Below are 21,290 nucleotides of genomic sequence, written 5' to 3' on the forward strand. Positions count from 1 at the left end.
CGTCGTCTCTTAGAGAGACGGTGGAGTGATGATGGGGTTGCTGGCTGCGCGATCCTGTCGCGAACTCTGTCGTGCGATGCGCGCGCGAAGTTCGCGCAGCACGCGACGACGGCGCAGTCGCGGAGCGATGCTGTCGACGATCAGCACGATGAAGAACACCGCATAGGCCGGCCACACATAGGCGGCATAACCGCCCATCTTGAAGAAAGCGGCGGCATTGCCGCTCTCGGCGAAAAACGTCTGCAAGGCACTCATTGGCGTGCCTCGCTTTCGGCGATCTTGCGCACCCAGTCCTTGCCGCCTTCCAGCGCCAGCAGATCGGTGCGCACGCGGCTAAACAGACTGGCGATGTAATAGAACTTGGTCGCCAGCATCATGCTGAGCAGCGGCCACAGCATGTCCCAGGAAATCTTCGACTGGCCGAACACGTTGATGGTGCTGCCCTGATGCAGGGTGTTCCACCAATTCACCGAGAAATGCACGATCGGCACGTTGATGATGCCGATGATCGCCAGGAACGCCGCGGCGCGCGCGCCCTGGCGGCGATCCTCGAACGCGTGGTACAGCCCGATCACCCCGAGATAGAGGAACAGCAGCACCAGCTCGGAAGTGAGCCGCGCATCCCACGTCCACCAGGTGCCCCACATCGGCTTGCCCCACAGTGAGCCGGTGACCAGGGTGATGAAGGTGAACGCTGCGCCGATCGGCGCCGATTCCATCGCCACCACTTCCGCCAACTTGAGCCGCCATACCAGCGCGATGAACGCCGCCACACCCATCACGGCATAGATGAACATGCTCATCCACGCGCTGGGCACGTGGATGAAGATGATCCGGTAGGCATCACCCTGCTGGTAGTCGGCCGGTGCCAGCACCAGGCCACCGTACAGCGCGATCGCGCCGAACAGCAAGGCCAGTGCCATCGCCCACGGTCGCAGGGCGCCGGCGAAACGGTAGAAGGTCGGCGGCGAGCCGAGTTTGTGCAACCAGAGCGGAATCCAGTTAGACATGGTGAATCGTCAGGCGTCCAAGGCAATACGAAGGGCGGCTGCACAGGCCAGTGGCGCAAGTACCACGGCAAGTACCAGTGCGGCACCGAGCCAGGCGATCGGCGCGAGCCACGGCAGTCCCTGTTGAGCGGCCGCCACGGCACCCGCGGCGAAGATCACGGCCGGCACGCACAAAGGCAGCAACATCAAGGCAAGCAGCATACCAGAGCGCCGGGTGCCGGCCGTCAGTGCCACCAGCACGGCGCCCAGCAGACTGAGCAGGGGCGTGGCCAGCAGCAGCGCCAGCAGCAACACCGGAATCACTGCGCCGGGCAGGTGCAGCATCGCGGCCAGCAGCGGTGCGATCACGATCAACGGCAGTGCGGTGGTCAGCCAGTGGGCGAGGATCTTCATGCCCAGCATCAGCGCCAGCGGCTGCGGCGCCAGTACCAGCTGTTCCAGCGAGCCATCCTCGATATCGCTGGAGAACATCGCATCCAGCGCCAGCAGCATCGCCAGCAGCACGGTGACCAGCACCACGCCGCCGGCGATCCGTTGCAGCAAGGTGTCTTCCGGTCCCAGCGCAAACGGGAACAGCATCGTCACGATCAGCGCGTACAGCACCGGCATCGCGATATCGCCACGCCGGCGCCAGGCCAGCGTGAGGTCGCGCCGCAGCATTGCCGCACACGCGTTGAGGAGGCGCGGATGGCTCATGCGTGCATCCGGATATGCCGCGGTTCGCCGCCATGAAAACTCACTGCGCCATGACTGGTGACCAGCGCGGCACCACCCGCGGCGGTGTGCGTTTCCAGCAGTTGATTGACCAAGGCGATGCCGATGCGGTCGAGGTTGGCGTAGGGTTCGTCGAGCAGCCACAACGTGGCTGGCAATAACAGCAGTCGCGCGAGTGCGGCGCGCTTCTTCTGGCCGGCAGACAGCCGGCGCACCGGTTCGTCCTCGTAGCCGCCCAAGCCGATCTCGGCCAGTACGGAAATCACGTTGACACCGTCGCGACAACCGAACAGGCCGGCGGCAATATGCAGGTTCTCGCATGGACTGAGATCGGCCTTGAGACCGAGCTGATGACCGAGAAACAGGATCTCGCCGGCGCAGGTGTCGCGCTGCAAGGGTGCGCCGCGCCAGTTCAGTTCGCCTTCGCCAACATGCAGCAGGCCGGCGAGGATGCGCAGCAACGTGGTCTTGCCGCTGCCGTTGTCGCCTTCGACCAGGGCCAGTTCACCCGCGTGCAGTTGGAAATCCAGCGGCGCGAACACCGGTTCGTCCTGGCGAAGAAAGCTCAAGGCCCGCGCTTCGAGCAGGGGCACGGCGGTGGGGGCGGCGGTCATTGCCTCGATTGTCCGCAATGCCGATGGCGCTTGTCCATGCGGCGTGCTGCCGCTGGTTCAGGAGCGCAGCAGACGCAGGCTGGCAGCCGCTGCGCCTTGGCCATGCACATAAGCGTTCTGCTCGTGGCGATGGCACAGCGCATCGATGGCGGCAGTATCCAGGCCGATGACGAACAGGCTGGGTTCGCTCCAGCTGCCGGGGCCGATCCCGATCGCCGGATAGATCGCCGCTTCCGGCGATGCGCGCAACGCGGTCAGCAGCTCGCGTTGCGCGGCGAGGTTGTCCTCTGTCGCGCGTGTTTCCGAGCGGGGATTCCATGCCGTGATGAAACCCCATGAGCGGGTGCCGACCAGGGTCTGGAGCGACTCCGGCAGCGGCTGGTCGATGCGGATGCGTGCCCACGCCGCCCATGGATGGGCCAGTGTCGCGGGCGCCCCAAGAGGGGGCACCCAAAGAGCGGGCGCAGGATGCGCTGGAGCGACCTCCACTTCGTCGAGGCAGACGAGGTAGTCGGTGTCGCGAAACGCGTCGAGCAGCGCCTTATCCATGCCGTAGCGGCGGCAACGGCGGCAGGCTGGTCCTGATCAGATTTGCCGCCATGTCGAGATCGACGTCCGCCACGCGGGTCGAGCCGTGCAGCAATTGCTCCAGCAGCGCGTCCTGCGCCTGACCGCGTTCGAGTGCGTAGGCGTAGGGCAGATGGGTGAAAGTGACCATGCGATAGCGCGCCATGTAGTGCTCAGGCGCGCGCGTGGCCAGCAGCGCACCCAGTTCGCGTTTGGCCAGATAGTGCGGATCGGCGACCGAGTCGCGCATCTCGATGTAGTTCTCCAATGCCATCGTGGCGATCGCGTTGGCATTGGGCTGGCGCACGCGCTGGAATTCGGCGAACACCTCGGCGCTGTCGTTCGGCGCAGCGGCCAGCAGGTTTGCCAGCACCACGGTGTCCTCGAAGCCGCAGTTCATGCCCTGGCCGTGGAACGGCACGATCGCATGGGCGGCATCGCCGATCAGCAGCGCACGGCCATCGATGTGCCAGCGATCCAGATACAGCGTGGACAGGGTGCCGACCGGGTGGCTGGCGTAGTCCTCGTCGAAGCGTGGGATGAGTGGCGGCAGACCTGGAAACTGTTCGCTGAAAAAGGTTGCGGCAGCGGCTGCGTCGGGCAGTGTGGCAAAGCTCGGTGCCGCGCCTTGCGCAGGCAGAAACAGGGTGACGGTGAAGCTGCCTTCGGTATTCGGCAGCGCGATGCACATGTAGCCGCCGCGCGGCCAGATATGCAGCGCGTGTGGCTCCAGCGCGAACTGGTCGTGGCCACCGCTGAACTGCAGCACGGCAGCCGGCAGTTCGCCCGCTGGCGGGATCTCCAGTTCCTTGTAGCCGTGGCCGAGCGACTCGATGCGCTCGCCCAGCGGACTGTGTGCATCCATCGCGGCGCGCACGGCCGAACCGGCGCCATCGGCACCGATCAGCATGCCGACCGGCAACTCGCGTTCCACACCGGTGGCATCGGCCAGTCGGATGCGTTGTGCGTCGAAGTCGGCGCTCACTAGTGACTGCCCGAAATGGAACTGCACGCCGGCTGCTTCGGCGGCATCCAGCAGCAGCATGTTCAGCGCACCGCGCGAGACCGACCAGATCACCTCGCTGTCGTCGACGCCATAGCGCTGCAGGCCACTGTCGCCGTCGCGGGTGTGCACCATACGTCCGCGCATCATCACCGCACGCTGCAACACATCGTCAGCCAGCCCGGCCGTGCGAAGAGCCTGCAGGCCACGTTCGGCCAAGGCCAGATTGATTGAGCGGCCGCCGAGAAAGCCAGCCAGCCGGGGATCGGGGCGCTTCTCGTAGACCTCGACGGCAAAACCGCGCTGCGCCAGCTGCTGCGCCAGCAAGGCGCCGACAAGACCGCCGCCGATAAGGGTGATGGGTTGCTGCGCCATGCTGCGATCCGTGAAGAGTGTCCGCCCACTGTTCCGCATGCGGCGCGCGACTGCAATCCCGGCGGTCCCGGATTGCGCGCAGGCCCGCTCAGAAGCTCATGAAATAGCCACCGTTGACCGGCAGGTTGGCGCCGGTGATGTAGCCGGCATCGTCGGCAGCGAGGAAATTCACCGCACGGGCGATATCGGCTGGAGCGCCGAGGCGGCCGACCGGGATGTCGGCGATGATCTGCGCGCGGATCTCGGCCGAGACGGCGGCGACCATCGGTGTGTCGCAGTAACCTGGTGACACTGTGTTCACGGTGACGCCCTTGCGTGCGGTTTCGCGCGCCAGCGCCATGCTGAAACCGTGCACGCCAGCCTTGGCGGCGGAGTAGTTGGTCTGGCCGAACTGACCGGTCTGGCCATTCACCGAGCTGATGTTGACGATGCGGCCGAAGTTACGGGTGGTCATGCCGTCGACGACGTTGCGGCACATGTTGAATACGCCGTCGAGATTCACCCGCATCAGTTCATGCCATTGCTGTGGCGACATCTTGCGCAGGCTGGCATCACGCGTAATGCCGGCAGCATTGACCAGGATGTCCACGCTGCCGTGCTGCTGCTCGATGCGCGTGGTCAGCTGCCGGCAGCTGTCGAAGTCGCTGACATCGGCTGCCTCGAACGTGATGGCGCCATCGAAACCGGCCAGTTCCTCGCGAAATGCCGCGATGCGCTCATTGCGCGCAGCCAGATCTACCGCAATCACTCTGCAGCCCGTTTGCAGCAGCTGGCGGCAGATTGCGGTGCCGAGTCCACCGATGCCGCCGGTAACCACCGCCACACGCTTCGGGAGAGCAACTTCGCTCATGGGTTTTCGTCCCCTTGGTTTCGATCATGCGGCAAGGCAGCACATGCTGTGCTGCAGCGCTCGACCTGGAATGCAACAAACGGACGGCACGTGACTACGCGCCGTCGTGCGGACTGGTATCAGCCGGATTTCTTGCTGCTGCGAGTGCTTGCGCCCGGTGTCGGTATGACCTTGGCGGCGGTGTCGATCAGCCCCCGCTGCATCGCCTGGAAGGCTGCCATGTTGCGCTCGGTCAGGTCATTCAGCGTGTTCCATGGGGTCTGCCCCATCAGGCTGTTAAGCTGGCTGCGGAACTGAGTCTGCTGATCCAGGAACACCTGCAGGCTGCGCTCCAGATAGGGCCCCATGAAGCCCTGCAGTGAATCGCCATAGAAACGGATGATCTGGCTGAGCAGCTGCGGCGACAGCATCGGCTGCCCCTTGTCTTCGTGCTCGGAGATGATCTGAAGCAGGACCGAACGGGTCAGATCCTCGCCCGTCTTGGCATCGCGGACTTCGAAATCCTCGTTGTCCAGCACCAGCTGTCGGACTTCCTCCAGCGTGATGTAGCTGGAGATTTCCGTGTCGTAGAGACGCCGGTTCGGATACTTCTTGATGGTGCGTTTAGTTTGTGCCATGCGGCGAACGCTAGCAGAAGATATTGCGCCGCACCAGCCGTAGCCGGGTATTTATGCTGCAGCCATCGACTGCAGCATTTGTGATCAATGGCCTCCTGGGCCGCCGGCGCTGCCGAAGGGCGGTTTGGCCAGCCACAGCAGTGGAATCATGAAGATGAAGATGACCGAACACAGCCAGAACACATCGTTGACCGCCAGCGTGGCGGCTTCCCGGCTGATCAGCTGATCGACCACAGTCAGACCACGCTGGCCAGCCATGCCCGCAGCCTGCAAATGCTGCAGGAATCCGGTTGCTGCCGGTGACGCGTCAGTGATGTTTTCGGTCAGCGAAGCGTGATGGAACTCGGTGCGGTGCTGCCACAGGGTCACGGTCAGGGCCGTGGAGACGCTGGAGCCGAGCGTGCGGAAGAAGTTGGCCAGGCCCGAGGCACTGGCAATCTGATCTGAAGGCAGGCCCGAAAGATAGATCTGGTTCAGCGGAATGAAGAAGAGCGGTATACCCAGGCCCATCACCAGTCGCGGCCAGACCATGCTGATGTAGGAGGCGCTGCTGTCGTAGGTAGACAACCAGAACGAAGTGCCGGCAAGTATCACGAAAGCCGTTGTGATCATCGCGCGCAGGTCGAACTTGCCCAGCATGCTGCCGACCACGGGTGACAGCAGGAACGCCAGCACGCCGACCCAGGCACTGGTCATGCCGGACCAGCTGGCGGTGAAACCCAGGGTAGTCTGCAGCCACAGCGGCGAGACCACGTTGATCGCGAAGAACGCCAGCATGCCGAAGGACATGGCACTGACGCCGATGGTGAAATTGCGCTGCTTGAACAGCGAGAGGTCGATCACCGGATGCTTTGCGTTGAGCTCCCAGGCGATCAGGAAGCTCAGGCTGACCACGGCGATCAGCCCCAGCGTGAGGATCAGCGGCGAGGCGAACCAGTCGTGGTCGTTGCCGTTGTCCAGCATGAACTGCATGCAGCCGATGCCCGCCACCAGCAGCACCAGGCCGATCACATCGATCGGAGCCTTCACCGTCTTCGATTCACGCTTGTGCAGCAGGAACCAGGTAACTACGGCGGCGCCGATGCCAACCGGCAGGTTGATGTAGAAGATCCACGGCCAGGTGAAATTGTCGGTGATCCAGCCGCCCAGGATCGGGCCCAGCACGGGTGCGATCACCACGGTCATCGCCCATAGTGCCAGTGCGATGCCCTGCTTGCTCTTGGGATAATTCGCCAGCAGCAACGCCAGCGCCAGTGACACCATCGGGCCGGAGCCGGCGCCCTGCAGCAGGCGTGCCACCACCAGCATCGGCATGCTGGTGGCCAGACCGCACAGCATCGAAAAAATCACAAACAACGCGACCGAGACCACGAAGGTGCGTACCTCGCCGAAGCGCTTGGCGATCCAGCCGGTCAACGGCTGCATGATCGCGCTGGCCATCGAGTACGAACTGATCGCCCAGGTACCTTCGCTCGGACTCACCGCGAGGCTGCCAGCGATATGCGGCACGGCCACGTTGACGATGGTCATGTCCAGCACTTCCATGAAGGTGCTGAACGCGACGGCGATCGTCATCAGGGCCAGCATGCCGCCCTGCAACGGCTTCAGGGGAGCGGCGGGAGCGGCGTCGGAGGAGATGGCAGCCATGGGTTGGACTCAGCCTCAGTTCGTGTGGTTGCCACCGGTGTTGCCGGAGGCTCCCAGGTTGGCGCGAATCACCTGATCGGCTTCGGCGTCAGCCTGGCTGGCCATCTGCTCGTACACCGTGGTTTCGGCTACCACGGCCGGGTGCTCGGCCTGCGGTGCCAGCACGGCGCCGCGGTCGTCGGTGATGTCGACCGTGACATCGCTGGACAGACCAATGCGCAGCGGATGCTTGTCCAGCTCCTGGTTGTCCAGCGCAATGCGCACGGGGACGCGCTGCACCACCTTGATCCAGTTGCCGGTGGCGTTCTGCGCGGGCAGCAGCGAAAACACACTGCCGGTGCCGGCGCCCAGGCCGATCACCTTGCCGTGGTATTCGACGTTGCCACCATAGAGGTCGGTCTCGATCTTGGCTGGCTGGCCGATGCGGACGTGGCGCAGCTGGTTTTCCTTGAAGTTGGCGTCGATCCACAGGTCGTGCAACGGCAGCACGGTCATCAACTGCTGACCGGGCTGCACGCTGTTGCCCAGCTGCACACTGCGCTGTGCCACGTAACCGGACACCGGCGCGTAGATCGTGTTGCGCTGCGCCGCCACCCAAGCCGCACGGAAATTCGCGCGCGCCTGCAGCACGGCCGGGTTGTTGGCGATGTCGGTGCCTTCGATCGAGGCGTGCTCGGCCGATGCCTGCGCCTGGGCGGAGGTCAACGCGGCACGCGCCTGATCGACGGCATCGCGCAGGTGCTGGATGGTTTCCGGCGCCTCGGCCTGCTGGGCGATCAGTGGCAGGCGTCGCTTGAGATCGGCCTCGGCCTTTTTCAGGTCGACCTGTCGGGCGGCGACTGCGGCATCGCTGCCGCTGGCGGAGTCGGTCTGCTGGCGTACCTGTCGTACCGCCTGTGCCAGCGCACTGCGTGCCTGACTCAGGCGCACGCTGGCATCGGTGTTGTCCAGCTTGACCAGAATCTGGCCGGCGTCGACGTGCTGGGTATCGTCGGCAAGAATCGCCACCACGGTGCCTGGCACCTGAGCGGAGATCGCCACCTGGTTGCCGTTCACATAGGCGTTGTCGGTGGTCTCACGCCGGGAAAACACCAGCGTCCACAGCAGGAACCAGATCACGCCGATCAGCACGAACACAAACAGCATGATCAACAGCGTCTTGCGGCGCTTGGCCGGGTTCTTCGCCGCCAGCCCGCTGTCGTTGTCGTCAGCGGTCTTGTTGGCGGTCTTGTCGGACTCAGTGGCGCTCATCGGCGTCGTCTCCGGACGGATTTGAAAGGGAAGGGGATGTCGGGCTGGCGCTGCCGATCTCGCCGATGCTGTGGTAACCACCACCGAGCGCCTTGATCAGGGCAAGATCCGTCGAAACGGCCTGGGCCTGCAGGCTGGCGGCATCGTCTTGTTGCTGCAGTAGCTGTGCCGCCGCTGCGAGACCCTCGCGTGCATCACGCACACCCTGATGGGCGCGTGCCTGCGCGGTGGCGAGCAGGCGTTCATTGGCGGCGATCTGCGCGGACTGCTCCTTGCGCCGTGCGGCGATCTGTTGCGCAGTGAGTGCCTGGGTCGCCACGTCGCGTGCGGCGCTGACCACGGTGCTGTTGTATTCCGCCACGGCAGCCGCGAGCTGGGCCTTGCTGACGCCATAGTTGGCCTTCAGCTGGCCGCCTTCGAAGATCGGCAGATGCAGTGCTGGTGTCAGCGCAAAGGTGCGGCTGCCGGCTTCAAGCAGCTTGCCCATGTCGATGCTGGACAAGCCGGCCATGGCACTGATGCCGATGTCCGGGAAGAACTGGGCGCGCGCCACATCCGTTTGTTTCAGCGCTGCTTCGACCTGCCAGCGGCTGGCGGCGATGTCGGGGCGGCGTGCAATCAGGTCGAGCCGCGCATTGGAGGGAATACGGCTATCCACCTCAGGCAAGGGTCGTGGCTGCAAGGCAGGCAGATCCGCCGGTGCAATGCCGAGCAGCGAGGCCAGCGCCACCTTGCGGATCGCAGCCGAACCTTGCAGGGCGACATGCATCTCGCGCGCTGCGGCGAGCTGTGCCTTGGCCTGCTGTGCGGTATCGGCGAGGTCCACGCCTTGCGCCACGCGCAACTCGGCGATGCGCACGAACTTTTCCTGCGCAGTAACCAGTTGGGTAGACAGCGCGAGGCGTGCCTGGTCCCCCTGCCAGCCAAAATAGGTGTCGGCGACGGCGTTCTGGATCGTCAGCGCGGCGGCACTGCGCTGGGCTTCGGCGGCATGTGCCTGATCGAGTGCGGCCTCGATGCTCGAGCGCTTCTTGCCCCACCAGTCGAAGGTGTACTTCGCCTGCAGGCCGAGATCGGTCTGGTTGTACCAGGGATCGATGGGGATGTTCGGCGGCAGCAGGCTGAGGATGCCGTTCTTGCTCATGCGCTGACGCTCGAACTGCGCATTGCCATTGACGTTGAGGCCCGCCTGGGCGGCGGCGAGTCGTACCGATTGTTCGGCATTGACCACGCGGCTTTGCGCTTGCTCCAGATCAGGCGACTGCTTCATGGCGATGGCGATCAACTGGTCGAGTTGTGGATCGCCATAGGTGCGCCACCAGTCGGTATCCGGCCAGCCGGCGCGGGCAGGGGCCTGCAAGCCGGCGAGCGGCACGTCGTCACGCAGGTTCGGGTGATTCAGCCGTGCCGGTATCGCGCAGGCGCCCAGCAGCAGGGTCAATGCCATCGCGATGGCGGTGCGATGAAGCGGAAAATGTTTCATCAGGACCTTCTTCATTTCGTGGCCTTCATGGCTGGGTGTCCGGATCCAGCTGATCGAGATTGTGCGCGAGCTTGCCCAACAAGCGGCTCAGGTTGCGTTTGTCGGCATCATTGAAGTCGGCAAACATCGCGCTGACGCGGGGGAACATCGGCGGCAGCATCTTTTGCACAAAGCGCTTTCCGGCGGCGGTGATGCGAATCAGCACCCGACGGCGATCCTCCGCGCTGGCGCCGCGGGTGATCAACCCGCGCTTGACCAGCGCATTGGTGATGCGTGTCATGTTGGTTGCGCCCTGGGTGGCGAACTCGCACAGCTCGCCCGGCGTGGAACTGCCATCCGGGCGGCTGTACAGGATCATCAGGGTGAGGAAGTCGCTGTGATTGAGCTTGTGCGGCTTCAGCTTGAACTCGAGCTCTTCTTCGAGACTGCTGCCCACCATCAGCATCAGCCGGCACAGTCGCGCCTCGACGGCAGGCATCTGCGGGATGATCTGGCTCACCCGTTCGATGCCTTCGTTCATCATCGCGATGCAGTTCGTCAACCGAGCCATTTCATCAATTCATATTTCACTGATGAAGTAAAATGTAGCAAGAGCTGGCTGCTGTTCGCAAGTGTCGTTTGGGAATATGACAGCAGGGCTAGTTGCTGCGTCGGTCCAGGTCGAACAGGCGACGTGTGTTGGCCGTAGTGGCTGCGGCAATCGTGACCTCCGATTCCCCGCGCAGCGTTGCGATGCAGCGCAGTACTTCCGTGATGCGCGCCGGTTCGTTGCGCTGGCCGCGATGGGCGGCATCCGGCTGGTTCGGTGCATCGCTTTCCAGCAGCAGAAACTCGATCGGCATCTGCGCCACGATGCGGCGCAGGCGCTGGGCGCGCTCGTAGGTCACCGGACCGCCAATGCCGATGCAAAAGCCCATGTCCCACAAATGCCGTGCCTGCTGCTCGCTGCCGGAGAAGCTGTGCACCACGCCGCTCAGACTGCCGGTTCGACGCAGTGTCAGGGTCACTTCCTCCAGCGCGGCGCGTGCATGCACGATCACTGGAAGGTTGTGTTCGCGTGCCAGTTGCAACTGATTGACGAAATAGTGCCGCTGCAGATCGTGATCGAGTCCATCCACATGGAAGTCCAGCCCGATTTCACCGACGGCGATCACGCGGTCGTCATCGAGCCATGCAGACAGTGCGTCGACATGTTCGGGTGCATGCTGGGGCAGAAACATCGGATGCAGTCCGTATGCCGGAAACAGCTGGCGATGGTTCGCACAGAGCGCCTTGATCCGTGGCCAGCTGGCAGCATCCACTGCCGGCACGATCATCGTGTCGACACCGACATCGATTGCCCGTCCGATCACGGCGTCGCGATCGATGGCGAACGCGTCGTCGTCGAGATGGACGTGACTGTCGTTGAGCTTGGGCATAATGCAATTCCGTGCGGTGACCGTGAGTCCTGCGACTTCGTCGTGAAGATAATGTAACGGGCCCGAGCTAGCTCTGATTCAGTTGGACAGCGGTTCAATGGGCGCAGGTAATTGCGGCGACGCATGCTGCATCGGTATTACCACCATGCATAAACACAGGAGAGGATTGTAATGAACAGGTTGATGGTCAATGCCTTCAATGTCGGTATCGCTGCGGCACTCGCGCTGAGTCTGGCAGCATGCAACCGCAGTGCGGATGCAGGCACATCCGATGGCTCGGCAGTGGCTGCCAATGGTGTGGCCGCGTCGCCGGGTGCGCCAAGCGATGCGAGCGCAAATACGTCAGACAATGGCGTCAGGTACGCCAAGGTGGTCAGCGTTGAGCCGGTACGTGATTCGGCGAACGGTTCCCGGCAAGTCTGTCACGATCAGACCGTGACCCATACTGCGCCACCGAAAGATCAGCACAGGATTGCCGGTACGGCGATCGGCGCCGTGGCTGGCGGTCTGCTTGGTCATATGGTGGGTGGGGGCAGGGGCAACACGCTGGCCACGGTGGCCGGGGCGGTGGGCGGTGGTTATGCCGGCAACCGCATCGAAGCCAGTCACCAGCAGGCCCAGGTGACCTCATCGGTACAACGCCAGTGCAGCACCGTGAACAGCGCTGACAGTCCGATCGTCGCTTACGATGTGCGTTACGTGTACAACGGCGTGACCCGTACGGTACGTATGGACCACGACCCGGGTGATCGGGTACAGGTGCAGGAAGGTGTGACGGCGGTATCCGACGCTCGCTGAGCTGACCCAACCAAAGGAACGGGATCATGAGTCCAATGAAACGCAAGTTTGTCATGGTGGCAGCGATGGCTGGCAGCCTTGTACTGGCGGGCTGTGTTACCCAGCCTTATGGCAACAACGGCAGTTATGGCTATCAGGGGCAGCCGGGCAACTACGGTGGTCATAACAGCCGCTGCCAGACCTGTGGCGTAGTACAGGATGTGCGGCAGATCTACATCAACAATGGCAGCAACAACAGCGCCCTCGGCACGATCATCGGTGCGGTGGCTGGCGGCATACTTGGCAGCACGGTGGGCAAGGGTGATGGCCGTACGGCCGCTACCGTGGTTGGTGCAGTCGCTGGCGGTGCCGTCGGCAACCAGGTCGGTCAGCGTAGCGACGGCAATGGTACGGGGTGGCGGATCGTTGTCCAGCTGGACAACGGCCAATACGCCACAGTGACACAGCGTGACAATCCTGGCGTGCGCAATGGTGATTACGTCGAGGTGCGTGATGGGTTGGTTTATGCACGTTGATCGTTGTGCTATTGAATAGACATCCATATGTATGGACGTCCAAATAAAAAAGGCCATCGAAGGATGGCCTTTTTTATTTGTCTTGCCAGCATGTTTTCTGACTAGTTCACTGCATAGAATGCATGTTCGCCGATGGTGACGCTGCGACGATTGCGGGACCATGCCGGACTGATCGCGGTCGTCGCGAAATGATCGGCATGTGGCACCAGCATGCGACGCTCAGTCAATGGCAACTGCCAGTTGTGCAACGATCGCCCGGCAATTTCCCAGGCTTTGCTGAACGAGTCCAGATTGTCGACGTCGAATGAACCTGGAGTGGTGGTCGTTGCGAACTGGTGCGGTGCGGTTACCACCTTGCATACGGTGTTGCCCCACTGACCGCGCTCGCGACGACGCAGGGCCACCTCAGCTACCGCGAGCTGGCCGATGGTGGGTTCGCTGCGTGCCTCCAGATACACGGTGGTGGCCAGGCAGGCCTGGTCGGCGACGGGCTGGGGCATCAGTGAAGTCAGCCACAACAGCATGGAAAGTTTCATGTATCTGCCTCCAACGTGCTGTACGCGCAAAGCGGATTGCGAGCTTTGTGCGCCATTGCGGTGGACGGGCTGGCAGGCGCCGTTCCACCTGGATTGATCGCCGCAGCCGAAACTTGTGGCTGAGCGCTTTGCCACGGGATTGTGGCGGTACGAGCGGCGGAGTCTCTGTGCCGATCTGGATTGATTGCTGCATGGGCGATATGCGGGCCGTATCGGCCCTGTTGCCTGCAACTTCTCCGCACTCGTGGATGCGAGGCGGTATGCCATCCGGCGATGTTGCTACCGGGTCGCGCCGATTCGGATACATCCGGTTCGTCGCGTACTTCGACACCCCATGTTCCGGATGTCGCGATATTCAATCGGCGGAGCCTAGTTGCGGATCAGTCCGCTGGCAAGTGCCGTGATGCCGCAGTTTAACTGATGCTCACCTTGTGTTGGCAAGTGCCATGACGAATTTTCGTTGTTGTGGACATGCATGACTCATGCCGGCCACGTGTTGTCGATTTGAACAACGAGATGTTCATGCAATTCATTTAGACGTCCATTTACTGACTGCGCAACAACGTCATCATTCAGTACAGCCAGTGCCTCGATGCCGACATCCGTGTTGACGGCATCGATCACGCGACCGATTTCATGTTCGTCGGAACGCAATACGCTCCCGATGCTTACTGCCTGCGACAAGAAGACATGATGAAGGTGTCGCTTGTTGCCACCGCGATAGTGCAGTCGCGCAACAATTTCCTGGCCCGGGTAGCAACCCTTGTCGATCGCGACAGCCTGCAGTCGATGCAACGACAGTGCAGGCGGCAGTAGTTCGTTCAATGCCTGTGCTGGCAGCCAGGGCCAGCCTTCACGCAGCTGTGTCAGGTGCCACGCACTATCATCATGAGCCGCTGTCGTGACCTGCATGCTGTACGTGCCGCAGCCGAGCAGCAATGTTTCTGTGTTGCCATCGACTGCGTGCATCGGTCGAGCGTGGCCTGTGGTCAGCGAACGCGACGGCAGTGCCGTCAATGTGAGTTTCGAACGAAACACGAAGCGGCGCAGCGCATCGGCCATGGTTGCGGCGCTCCCTCCGCGCAGCAGCAGCAGCAGTCGATCGTCGGCGAGCCTGGCCAGGTGGAAAAATGCGCGCACGCGACCTTGCGGATCGAGCCATGCGCCGAACTGCCATTGGCCGGTGGCAAGTGAACTGACCTTGCTGCTGAACTGGGCCTGCGCAAACGCGATGGCGTCCGCGCCTTCGATCAGCAGGGTTTCTGCGGGGTAAGGTGTCGGCATAAGGCAACAATGGTTGGGGCTGGTGTGTTCAAGTACAAGTAGTGTGCCCCTGGTCGAGGTTGTGCTGCTTTGCCACAGGTATTAACCTTTTGCGGCTAACAAAAAACCATGTCCGAGACCTCCTCCCCAACCGAGTCCCAACCGGCTTCCGTTCCCACGGAGCCCGTGGTCGTGTCCGAACGACCTGATCAGGACAAGGTTCCGGGGGAGCGACCGGCTCCTGATCCCACTCGTTACGGCGACTGGGAGAAGAACGGACGTTGTATCGACTTCTGAGCAACCATCGCGGCGATTGTCGCGAATGGACCAGGGGACGGTGCGGCACGGACATCAGCGATTCCACACAGGATAGCCGCCATGGCAGACACGCAACGACCGCTCTCGCCGCATCTTCAGGTTTACCGCTGGCAAGTGCAGATGATGAGTTCCATCCTGCATCGCGCTACCGGTATCGCCCTGGCCGTCGGCAGCTTGCTGGTGATATGGGGATTGCTCGCGCTGGCTGGAGGCGAGGCCAGCTTCAATCAATTCAAGATCTGCACAGGCAGCCCGCTTGGTCTGGTACTGCTGTTCGGCTGGAGCTGGGCACTGTTTTACCACCTGTGCAACGGTATCCGTCACCTGGTCCAGGATGCCGGCGCCGGTTATGCGATTCCGCAGTTCGTGCGCTCCAGCTGGCTGTCGGTGGCCGGCAGCATCGTGCTTACTTTGCTGGTGTGGGCATATGTATTGACGGCCGGAGGTGCGGCATGACCGCGAAGGATTTGCGTAACCCGCTGAAGACCGCACTTGGGCTGGGCTCATCCCAGTCGGGTGTGGGCCACTGGTGGACACAGCGCGTGACTGCCGCTGCCTTGGTGCTGCTCGGTGTCTGGTTTGTCGCCACCGTGCTGTGCCTGTTGCATGCCGATTACGCCACGGCGCATGCGGCGGTGGCGAAGCCGTGGAACGCGCTGCTGCTGATCGCGTTCGTGCTCACCATGTTCTGGCATGCCGTGCTAGGCCTGCAGGTGGTGATCGAGGATTACGTGCATACCCGCTGGAAGGAAGTCGTCCTGCTGGTGGCGATCAAGTTCCTCGCGGTGCTGGGCGCGCTGGCGAGCGTGCTGGCCGTGCTGCGCATTGCGCTGACCCCATAAGACGCGAGGCCAAGAGTTCATGGAAAGCTACAAGATCCAGCAGCATCTGTATGACGTGATCGTGGTCGGCGCCGGTGGCGCCGGGCTGCGCGCCACCTTCGGTCTGGCCGAGAAAGGTCTCAAGGCGGCCTGCATCACCAAGGTGTTCCCGACGCGTTCGCACACGGTGGCTGCACAGGGTGGCATCTCGGCCGCGCTCGGCAACATGGGCGAGGACGACTGGCGCTTCCACTTCTACGACACCGTCAAGGGTTCCGACTGGCTCGGCGACCAGGACGCGATCGAGTACATGTGCCGCGAGGCGATTCCCTCGATCATCGAGCTGGAACACTACGGCGTGCCGTTCTCGCGTACCGAAGAAGGCAAGATCTACCAGCGCCCGTTCGGCGGCATGACCACACATTACGGCAAGGGCACCGCGCAGCGCACCTGCGCCGCGGCCGACCGCACCGGTCACGCGATCCTGCACACGCTGTACCAGCAGGCACTGGCGCATGACGCCACGTTTTTCATCGAATACTTCGCGATCGACCTGATCTTCGACGAGGCGGGCGTCTGCCGCGGCGTGCTCGCGCTCGACATGAACGAAGGCACCCTGCATTTCTTCCGCGGTCACGCGGTGGTGATGGCGACCGGCGGTTACGGTCGCGCCTACTTCAGCGCCACCTCGGCGCATACCTGCACCGGCGACGGTGGCGGCATGGTGCTGCGTGCGGGTCTCGCGCTGCAGGACATGGAGTTCGTGCAGTTCCATCCCACCGGCATCTACGGTGCCGGCTGCCTGATCACCGAAGGCGTACGTGGCGAAGGTGGCTACCTCACCAACTCCGAGGGCGAGCGCTTCATGGAGCGCTACGCGCCGAACGCGAAGGATCTGGCCTCGCGCGACGTGGTCAGTCGTGCGATGACGATGGAGATCCGTGAAGGCCGCGGTGTCGGCGAGCACAAGGACCACATCTTCATCAACCTGATGCATCTTGGTCCCGAGGTGATCCACGAGCGCCTGCCAGGCATCGCCGAGTCGGCGCGCATCTTCGCCGGTGTCGATGTGACCAAGGAGCCGATCCCGGTCATCCCGACGGTGCACTACAACATGGGCGGCATCCCGACCAACTATCACGGCGAAGTCGTGCAGAAGAAGGGCGACGATGTCGATGCCATCGTGCCGGGCCTGTTCGCGATCGGCGAGGCGGCTTGCGTGTCGGTGCATGGCGCGAATCGCCTTGGCTCCAACTCGCTGCTCGATCTGGTCGTGTTCGGTCGCGCGGTGGCGCATCGCTGCGCCGAACTGATCAAGCCGGAGACGGCGCATCGGGATTTGCCGACCAACGTGCTGGACAAGGCACTCGCCCGTTTCGATGGCCTGCGCAATGCCAATGGCAGCAAGCCGACTGCACAGATCCGTCTGGAGATGCAGCGCATCATGCAGAGTGATGCGGCGGTATTCCGTACGGGTACGACGCTTAAGGAAGGTTCCGAGAAGATTTCCGCCGTGCGCGAATCGTTCAAGGATGTCCGCGTCAGCGATCGCTCGATGGTGTGGAACTCCGACCTGATCGAGACGCTGGAGCTGGCCAACCTGCTGGATCAGGCCATTGCCACGATGCACTCGGCCCAGCAGCGCACGGAAAGCCGCGGCGGTCATGCGCGCGAGGACTTCCCCGACCGCAACGACGCCGAGTGGATGAAGCACACGCTGGTGAAGGTGGACGAGGCCGGCAAGAGCAGCTTCGACTTCCGTCCGGTACACATGTACACCTTGACCGATGAGGTTGAGGTTGTGCCGCCGAAGAAGCGCGTTTACTAAGTTTTCGACTGGAGAGGCAACCGTGGCCGAGTTCACGCTACCCAAGAATTCCAAGATCCAGCCGGGCAAGCACTATCCGGCGAAGGATGCGAAGAATCCGCGCACCTTCCGCATTTATCGCTGGTCGCCGGACGACGGCCAGAACCCGCGTATCGATACGTACGAGGTCGATCTGGCCGCGTGCGGCCCGATGGTTCTGGACGCGCTGCTGAAGATCAAGAACGAGATCGATTCCACGCTGACGCTGCGCCGTTCCTGCCGTGAAGGCATCTGCGGTTCGTGTGCGATGAACATCGACGGTACCAACACGCTGGCCTGCACCCGGGCAATCTCGGAGTGTGCGTCCGGCGACGTGAAGATCTATCCGCTGCCGCACATGCAAGTGGTGAAGGATCTGGTACCTGACCTGACCCATTTCTATGCGCAATTCGCCTCGATCAAGCCATGGCTGCGCACGCAGAGCCCGGCGCCGGATCGTGAGCGGCTGCAGTCGCCGGAAGAGCGCAAGAAGCTCGACGGCCTGTACGAGTGCATCCTGTGCGCCTGCTGCTCGACCAGCTGCCCGAGCTACTGGTGGAACGGCGACAAGTACCTCGGCCCGGCGATCCTGCTGCAGGCCTATCGCTGGATCGTCGACTCGCGTGACGAGGCCACCGGTGCACGGCTGGATGATCTGGAAGATCCGTTCAAGCTGTATCGCTGCCACACCATCATGAACTGCACACGCACCTGCCCGAAGGGTCTGAACCCGGCCAAGGCGATTGCCGAGATCAAGAAGCTGATGGTGGAGCGTCGCTCGGCATGAAGCAGCTGTCGCCGCTACGCGGCGACACCGCATAACCTCTCCCCTTTGGGGAGAGGAGGCCATGGAGGCGCTTCGCGCGAGTTGATCTTATGGATGAAGCACGTCTCAAGCGCCTGCGCTGGCGCACCCGTCGCGGCACCCGCGAACTGGATGCCCTGTTCGGCGGCTGGCTGGACGAACGCTTTGCTGACGCCGATGAAGCGCAGCAGCAGGCGTTCGACGAACTGCTCGATGTGCAGGATCCGGACCTGTGGGACTGGGTGATGGGTCATGCGCGTCCGGAACGAACGGATTGGCAGGTGATCATCGATGACATCCGCGCCCGCCATCGGCTTTGAGTACCGGCCGTCGCGCCTGTTGCAACGCATGTTGCTCGTGGTCGCTGCCCTGGCGATGCTGTCTGTCGTGCTGTGCGCATTGGCGCTGTGGCTGAAACTGCTGCTGATCGCCGGCGTACTGCTGGCGACATGGCAATCCGCCCGCAAGGCGGCAGGCTCACCGGTAGCGGCCGCGGGCTGGAGTGCCGACGACAGCTGGACACTGCATCTGGCTGATCATGAGGACGTGCCGGCCATGCTGGCTTCGTTCCGGGTGTTGGGTGGTTTCGTGTTGCTGCGCCTGCGGACCGCGGAGCAGGGCGCGCAGGTATTGCTGCTGGCGCCGGACAACAGCGATGCGGATATCCGTCGTCGTCTGCGCATGCGGCTGGCGACGGTGCAGCCGGGCGAGGCTGTGCCGCGGCTCTGATTCACAGGGCTCTTAGTCGCCGGCAACTTCGCCAACCCAGCGCGGTCTCACCGAATACCTGATAATGCCTGTCCGGGCGGCCCGCCCTGCGATCCCCACAAGCGACCCGCCCATGTTCCGACCGCTCGAACTCTTCATCGGCCTGCGCTACACGCGTGCCAAGCGACGCAACCAGTTCATCTCGTTCATCTCCACCGTATCGATCGTGTGCATCGCGATCAGCGTGATTGCGCTGATCACCGTGATGTCGGTGATGAACGGTTTCGATTACCAGATGAAGTCGCGCATCCTCGGCGCGATCTCGCATGCCACGGTATCCGGTGTCGGCGAAAGCGTGCAGGACTGGCCGCGCACGCTGCAGGTCGCCGAGACGAACCCGCATGTGCTGGGGGCTGCGCCTTACGTGGAAGCCGAGGCTTATCTGACCGCCGGCCATTCCAGCGCTGCGCTGCTGCGTGGCATCGAGCCGACGCAGGAGCCCAAGGTCGTCGATATCAGCAAGCACATGATCGAGGGCTCGCTGAACGAACTGACCCCGAACAGCTGGAACATTGTGCTTGGCCGGGATCTGGCCATGACACTCGGCGTGGGCGTCGGCGACCGGGTGACGGTGATCGTGCAGCAACTGTATGCCACACCGATGGGTGGCGTGCCGAAGATGCGCAGTTTCCATGTAGTGGGCTTGTTCGAACTGGGCATGGAGCAGTTTGACTCCGGCCTGGCGCTGGTCAACATGGGTGATGCCGAGAAGCTCAACAGCCTCAGCGGTCCCACCGGCATCCGTCTGCGCCTCGACGACATGTTCAACGCCCGTCCGGTGGCGCGTGAACTGGCCGACAAGCTGGGGCAGGTGTACCGGGTGCAGACCTGGATGGATACCAACGCGAACCTGTTTGCCGCGCTGTCGATGGAAAAGATGGTGATGTTCGTGATCCTGTCGCTGATCATTCTGGTGGCGGTGATCAACCTGATCTCGATGCTGATGATGCTGGTCACCGACAAGCAGGCCGACATCGCGATCCTGCGCACGCTCGGCGCCACGCCGCGCAGCATCATGGGCATGTTCATGGTGCAAGGTGTGCTGGTGGGGTTTGTCGGGATCGGCTTCGGCGTGGGTCTCGGCTCGCTGCTGTCGTGGAAGCTGCCGGGCATCATCAAGTGGATCGAGCACACCTTCCACGTGACCTTCCTGTCGCCGGACGTCTACTACATCAGCGAGGTGCCGAGCCGGCTGGACTGGCACGATGTGGGCTGGACCGCATTGCTGACCTTTGCCTTCTCGCTGCTGGCTACCCTTTATCCCGCGTGGCGCGCCTCGCGTACCCAGCCTGCGCAGGCATTGCGCTATGAATAAGACCGCCATGAACCCGACCGTTACCGATCAAGCCGGCGAAAACGTGCTGCGCGCCAGCCACGTCGCCAAGACCTACGACGAAGGCGGCCTGCGCACCGACGTGCTCAGCGACGTGAGCTTCACCCTGAAGCGCGGCGAGACGATGGCGATCGTCGGTGCCTCCGGCTCGGGCAAGAGCACGCTGCTGCACATCATCGGCGGGCTGGATACGCTGACCGCCGGTGAAGTGGAAGTGGACGGCCGCGTGCTGTCGAAGCTCTCCGATGCCGAACGCGGCCGCGTGCGTAACCGCTCGCTCGGTTTCATCTACCAGTTCCATCACCTGTTGCCGGAGTTCACCGCGCTGGAGAACGTGTGCATGCCGCTGCTGATCCGCGGCACCGCGATTGCCGAGGCGCAGCGGCAGGCCAGTACGTTGCTGGAACGGGTGGGCCTGGGCGGACGTTCCCACCACAAGCCGTCTGAACTGTCCGGCGGCGAGCGCCAGCGCTGTGCGGTGGCGCGCGCACTGGTGACCCGGCCGGCCTGTGTGCTTGGCGACGAGCCCACCGGCAACCTCGACGAAGGCAACGCGGCGCAGGTCTACGCGCTGATGCTGGAACTCAATCGCGAGATCGGCACCAGCTTCATCCTGGTCACCCATGACACGCATCTGGCGGGGCGTATGGATCGCACCCTGGTGCTGCACAACGGCGTGCTGCAGGAAAGTCCGAAGGTCTGATCGTCAGCTGTACCGTGGCGCCGCCGCCTATGCGG

Annotated in this window: 26 protein-coding genes; 11 read left to right on the plus strand and 15 right to left on the minus strand. The window is 63.1% G+C overall.

Annotated elements, in window-relative coordinates:
* Positions 1-9 precede the first annotated feature (9 nt).
* From ccmD to B0E51_RS15370, 13 genes are all read right to left on the minus strand, one after another.
* Positions 10-255 (minus strand): heme exporter protein CcmD, encoded by a 246-nt coding sequence (gene ccmD / locus B0E51_RS15310; protein ID WP_077445723.1) that lies wholly within the window; start codon positions 253-255, stop codon positions 10-12.
* On the minus strand, positions 252-1,010 hold the full coding sequence (locus tag B0E51_RS15315; protein ID WP_077445724.1) for a heme ABC transporter permease: 759 nt from the start codon (positions 1,008-1,010) through the stop codon (positions 252-254). Before B0E51_RS15315 ends, ccmD begins: the two co-directional genes overlap by 4 nt.
* Positions 1,011-1,019: 9 nt before the next feature.
* Complete coding sequence (ccmB, locus tag B0E51_RS15320; protein ID WP_077445725.1) at positions 1,020-1,706, minus strand: heme exporter protein CcmB; 687 nt, start codon at positions 1,704-1,706, stop codon at positions 1,020-1,022.
* Positions 1,703-2,338: a cytochrome c biogenesis heme-transporting ATPase CcmA gene (ccmA, locus tag B0E51_RS15325; protein ID WP_077445726.1), complete on the minus strand. Its 636-nt coding sequence runs from the start codon at positions 2,336-2,338 to the stop codon at positions 1,703-1,705. The genes ccmB and ccmA overlap by 4 nt, the downstream gene beginning before the upstream one ends.
* 57 nt (positions 2,339-2,395) lie before the next feature.
* Positions 2,396-2,887, minus strand: coding sequence for a DUF3293 domain-containing protein (locus tag B0E51_RS15330; RefSeq protein WP_077445727.1), 492 nt, complete (start codon positions 2,885-2,887; stop codon positions 2,396-2,398).
* A complete protein-coding gene (locus B0E51_RS15335) occupies positions 2,880-4,283 on the minus strand; it encodes an NAD(P)/FAD-dependent oxidoreductase (RefSeq protein WP_077445728.1) in 1,404 nt (467 codons plus the stop codon). Before B0E51_RS15335 ends, B0E51_RS15330 begins: the two co-directional genes overlap by 8 nt.
* An 88-nt stretch (positions 4,284-4,371) precedes the next feature.
* Complete coding sequence (gene phbB / locus B0E51_RS15340; RefSeq protein WP_077445729.1) at positions 4,372-5,133, minus strand: acetoacetyl-CoA reductase; 762 nt, start codon at positions 5,131-5,133, stop codon at positions 4,372-4,374.
* Positions 5,134-5,252: 119 nt separating this feature from the next.
* Positions 5,253-5,750, minus strand: coding sequence for a polyhydroxyalkanoate synthesis repressor PhaR (phaR, locus tag B0E51_RS15345; protein WP_077445730.1), 498 nt, complete (start codon positions 5,748-5,750; stop codon positions 5,253-5,255).
* A gap of 84 nt (positions 5,751-5,834) precedes the next feature.
* Entirely contained in the window at positions 5,835-7,397 is a 1,563-nt protein-coding gene (locus B0E51_RS15350) for a DHA2 family efflux MFS transporter permease subunit (protein ID WP_077445731.1), read from the minus strand.
* A 15-nt stretch (positions 7,398-7,412) separates the two neighbouring features.
* Entirely contained in the window at positions 7,413-8,648 is a 1,236-nt protein-coding gene (locus B0E51_RS15355; RefSeq protein ID WP_077445732.1) for an efflux RND transporter periplasmic adaptor subunit, read from the minus strand.
* Positions 8,635-10,131, minus strand: a complete 1,497-nt coding sequence (locus tag B0E51_RS15360) for an efflux transporter outer membrane subunit (RefSeq protein WP_077445805.1) — start codon at positions 10,129-10,131, stop codon at positions 8,635-8,637. The genes B0E51_RS15355 and B0E51_RS15360 overlap by 14 nt, the downstream gene beginning before the upstream one ends.
* A 25-nt stretch (positions 10,132-10,156) precedes the next feature.
* The gene (locus B0E51_RS15365; protein ID WP_077445733.1) at positions 10,157-10,681 is read right to left on the minus strand and encodes a MarR family transcriptional regulator; all 525 of its coding nucleotides are present in this window, start codon (positions 10,679-10,681) and stop codon (positions 10,157-10,159) included.
* Positions 10,682-10,769: 88 nt separating this feature from the next.
* Positions 10,770-11,549 (minus strand): TatD family hydrolase, encoded by a 780-nt coding sequence (locus B0E51_RS15370; protein ID WP_077445734.1) that lies wholly within the window; start codon positions 11,547-11,549, stop codon positions 10,770-10,772.
* Positions 11,550-11,720: 171 nt separating this feature from the next.
* Between B0E51_RS15370 and B0E51_RS15375 the strand changes: the two genes are divergently transcribed.
* Both B0E51_RS15375 and B0E51_RS15380 read left to right on the plus strand, forming a co-directional pair.
* Positions 11,721-12,347 carry a glycine zipper 2TM domain-containing protein gene (locus tag B0E51_RS15375; protein WP_077445735.1) on the plus strand — a complete coding sequence of 209 codons (627 nt, stop codon included), beginning with the start codon at positions 11,721-11,723 and terminating at the stop codon, positions 12,345-12,347.
* 26 nt (positions 12,348-12,373) lie between these two features.
* Positions 12,374-12,862, plus strand: coding sequence for a glycine zipper 2TM domain-containing protein (locus tag B0E51_RS15380; protein ID WP_077445736.1), 489 nt, complete (start codon positions 12,374-12,376; stop codon positions 12,860-12,862).
* A gap of 101 nt (positions 12,863-12,963) precedes the next feature.
* On the opposite strand, the gene B0E51_RS15385 is transcribed toward B0E51_RS15380, so the two are convergent.
* Both B0E51_RS15385 and B0E51_RS15390 read right to left on the minus strand, forming a co-directional pair.
* Positions 12,964-13,398: a cell wall hydrolase gene (locus B0E51_RS15385; RefSeq protein WP_254424546.1), complete on the minus strand. Its 435-nt coding sequence runs from the start codon at positions 13,396-13,398 to the stop codon at positions 12,964-12,966.
* Between the two features lie 480 nt (positions 13,399-13,878).
* The gene (locus B0E51_RS15390; protein ID WP_254424547.1) at positions 13,879-14,460 is read right to left on the minus strand and encodes a folate-binding protein; all 582 of its coding nucleotides are present in this window, start codon (positions 14,458-14,460) and stop codon (positions 13,879-13,881) included.
* 330 nt (positions 14,461-14,790) lie between these two features.
* Here B0E51_RS15390 and B0E51_RS15395 point away from each other — a divergent pair, with 330 nt between their 5' ends.
* From B0E51_RS15395 to lolD, 9 genes are all read left to right on the plus strand, one after another.
* The gene (locus B0E51_RS15395; RefSeq protein WP_077445739.1) at positions 14,791-14,958 is read left to right on the plus strand and encodes a DUF1674 domain-containing protein; all 168 of its coding nucleotides are present in this window, start codon (positions 14,791-14,793) and stop codon (positions 14,956-14,958) included.
* An 81-nt stretch (positions 14,959-15,039) separates the two neighbouring features.
* Positions 15,040-15,435: a succinate dehydrogenase, cytochrome b556 subunit gene (sdhC, locus tag B0E51_RS15400; RefSeq protein WP_077445740.1), complete on the plus strand. Its 396-nt coding sequence runs from the start codon at positions 15,040-15,042 to the stop codon at positions 15,433-15,435.
* Positions 15,432-15,821, plus strand: a complete 390-nt coding sequence (gene sdhD / locus B0E51_RS15405; protein WP_077445741.1) for a succinate dehydrogenase, hydrophobic membrane anchor protein — start codon at positions 15,432-15,434, stop codon at positions 15,819-15,821. Before sdhC ends, sdhD begins: the two co-directional genes overlap by 4 nt.
* 19 nt (positions 15,822-15,840) lie before the next feature.
* On the plus strand, positions 15,841-17,628 hold the full coding sequence (sdhA, locus tag B0E51_RS15410; protein ID WP_077445742.1) for a succinate dehydrogenase flavoprotein subunit: 1,788 nt from the start codon (positions 15,841-15,843) through the stop codon (positions 17,626-17,628).
* A gap of 22 nt (positions 17,629-17,650) precedes the next feature.
* Positions 17,651-18,433 (plus strand): succinate dehydrogenase iron-sulfur subunit, encoded by a 783-nt coding sequence (locus B0E51_RS15415; RefSeq protein ID WP_077445743.1) that lies wholly within the window; start codon positions 17,651-17,653, stop codon positions 18,431-18,433.
* An 89-nt stretch (positions 18,434-18,522) separates the two neighbouring features.
* Positions 18,523-18,771: a succinate dehydrogenase assembly factor 2 gene (locus tag B0E51_RS15420; RefSeq protein ID WP_077445744.1), complete on the plus strand. Its 249-nt coding sequence runs from the start codon at positions 18,523-18,525 to the stop codon at positions 18,769-18,771.
* Positions 18,743-19,180, plus strand: a complete 438-nt coding sequence (locus B0E51_RS15425; RefSeq protein WP_077445745.1) for a protein YgfX — start codon at positions 18,743-18,745, stop codon at positions 19,178-19,180. Before B0E51_RS15420 ends, B0E51_RS15425 begins: the two co-directional genes overlap by 29 nt.
* 112 nt (positions 19,181-19,292) lie before the next feature.
* Positions 19,293-20,534 (plus strand): lipoprotein-releasing ABC transporter permease subunit, encoded by a 1,242-nt coding sequence (locus B0E51_RS15430; RefSeq protein WP_077445746.1) that lies wholly within the window; start codon positions 19,293-19,295, stop codon positions 20,532-20,534.
* Positions 20,527-21,255 (plus strand): lipoprotein-releasing ABC transporter ATP-binding protein LolD, encoded by a 729-nt coding sequence (gene lolD / locus B0E51_RS15435; RefSeq protein WP_143525950.1) that lies wholly within the window; start codon positions 20,527-20,529, stop codon positions 21,253-21,255. The genes B0E51_RS15430 and lolD overlap by 8 nt, the downstream gene beginning before the upstream one ends.
* Positions 21,256-21,290: the final 35 nt, after the last annotated feature.

This window comes from Rhodanobacter sp. C05, assembly GCF_002001165.1.
Taxonomy (GTDB): Bacteria; Pseudomonadota; Gammaproteobacteria; order Xanthomonadales; family Rhodanobacteraceae; genus Rhodanobacter.

What these genes read in the sequence shown, in the direction of transcription:
- ccmD (WP_077445723.1), bottom strand. Translation starts at nt 255, where the DNA reads ATGAGTGCCTTGCAGACGTTTTTCGCCGAGAGCGGCAATGCCGCCGCT.
- B0E51_RS15315 (WP_077445724.1), bottom strand. Translation starts at nt 1,010, where the DNA reads ATGTCTAACTGGATTCCGCTCTGGTTGCACAAACTCGGCTCGCCGCCG.
- ccmB (WP_077445725.1), bottom strand. Translation starts at nt 1,706, where the DNA reads ATGAGCCATCCGCGCCTCCTCAACGCGTGTGCGGCAATGCTGCGGCGC.
- ccmA (WP_077445726.1), bottom strand. Translation starts at nt 2,338, where the DNA reads ATGACCGCCGCCCCCACCGCCGTGCCCCTGCTCGAAGCGCGGGCCTTG.
- B0E51_RS15330 (WP_077445727.1), bottom strand. Translation starts at nt 2,887, where the DNA reads ATGGATAAGGCGCTGCTCGACGCGTTTCGCGACACCGACTACCTCGTC.
- B0E51_RS15335 (WP_077445728.1), bottom strand. Translation starts at nt 4,283, where the DNA reads ATGGCGCAGCAACCCATCACCCTTATCGGCGGCGGTCTTGTCGGCGCC.
- phbB (WP_077445729.1), bottom strand. Translation starts at nt 5,133, where the DNA reads ATGAGCGAAGTTGCTCTCCCGAAGCGTGTGGCGGTGGTTACCGGCGGC.
- phaR (WP_077445730.1), bottom strand. Translation starts at nt 5,750, where the DNA reads ATGGCACAAACTAAACGCACCATCAAGAAGTATCCGAACCGGCGTCTC.
- B0E51_RS15350 (WP_077445731.1), bottom strand. Translation starts at nt 7,397, where the DNA reads ATGGCTGCCATCTCCTCCGACGCCGCTCCCGCCGCTCCCCTGAAGCCG.
- B0E51_RS15355 (WP_077445732.1), bottom strand. Translation starts at nt 8,648, where the DNA reads ATGAGCGCCACTGAGTCCGACAAGACCGCCAACAAGACCGCTGACGAC.
- B0E51_RS15360 (WP_077445805.1), bottom strand. Translation starts at nt 10,131, where the DNA reads ATGAAACATTTTCCGCTTCATCGCACCGCCATCGCGATGGCATTGACC.
- B0E51_RS15365 (WP_077445733.1), bottom strand. Translation starts at nt 10,681, where the DNA reads ATGGCTCGGTTGACGAACTGCATCGCGATGATGAACGAAGGCATCGAA.
- B0E51_RS15370 (WP_077445734.1), bottom strand. Translation starts at nt 11,549, where the DNA reads ATGCCCAAGCTCAACGACAGTCACGTCCATCTCGACGACGACGCGTTC.
- B0E51_RS15375 (WP_077445735.1), top strand. Translation starts at nt 11,721, where the DNA reads ATGAACAGGTTGATGGTCAATGCCTTCAATGTCGGTATCGCTGCGGCA.
- B0E51_RS15380 (WP_077445736.1), top strand. Translation starts at nt 12,374, where the DNA reads ATGAGTCCAATGAAACGCAAGTTTGTCATGGTGGCAGCGATGGCTGGC.
- B0E51_RS15385 (WP_254424546.1), bottom strand. Translation starts at nt 13,398, where the DNA reads ATGAAACTTTCCATGCTGTTGTGGCTGACTTCACTGATGCCCCAGCCC.
- B0E51_RS15390 (WP_254424547.1), bottom strand. Translation starts at nt 14,460, where the DNA reads ATGGCCGATGCGCTGCGCCGCTTCGTGTTTCGTTCGAAACTCACATTG.
- B0E51_RS15395 (WP_077445739.1), top strand. Translation starts at nt 14,791, where the DNA reads ATGTCCGAGACCTCCTCCCCAACCGAGTCCCAACCGGCTTCCGTTCCC.
- sdhC (WP_077445740.1), top strand. Translation starts at nt 15,040, where the DNA reads ATGGCAGACACGCAACGACCGCTCTCGCCGCATCTTCAGGTTTACCGC.
- sdhD (WP_077445741.1), top strand. Translation starts at nt 15,432, where the DNA reads ATGACCGCGAAGGATTTGCGTAACCCGCTGAAGACCGCACTTGGGCTG.
- sdhA (WP_077445742.1), top strand. Translation starts at nt 15,841, where the DNA reads ATGGAAAGCTACAAGATCCAGCAGCATCTGTATGACGTGATCGTGGTC.
- B0E51_RS15420 (WP_077445744.1), top strand. Translation starts at nt 18,523, where the DNA reads ATGGATGAAGCACGTCTCAAGCGCCTGCGCTGGCGCACCCGTCGCGGC.
- B0E51_RS15425 (WP_077445745.1), top strand. Translation starts at nt 18,743, where the DNA reads ATGACATCCGCGCCCGCCATCGGCTTTGAGTACCGGCCGTCGCGCCTG.
- B0E51_RS15430 (WP_077445746.1), top strand. Translation starts at nt 19,293, where the DNA reads ATGTTCCGACCGCTCGAACTCTTCATCGGCCTGCGCTACACGCGTGCC.
- lolD (WP_143525950.1), top strand. Translation starts at nt 20,527, where the DNA reads ATGAATAAGACCGCCATGAACCCGACCGTTACCGATCAAGCCGGCGAA.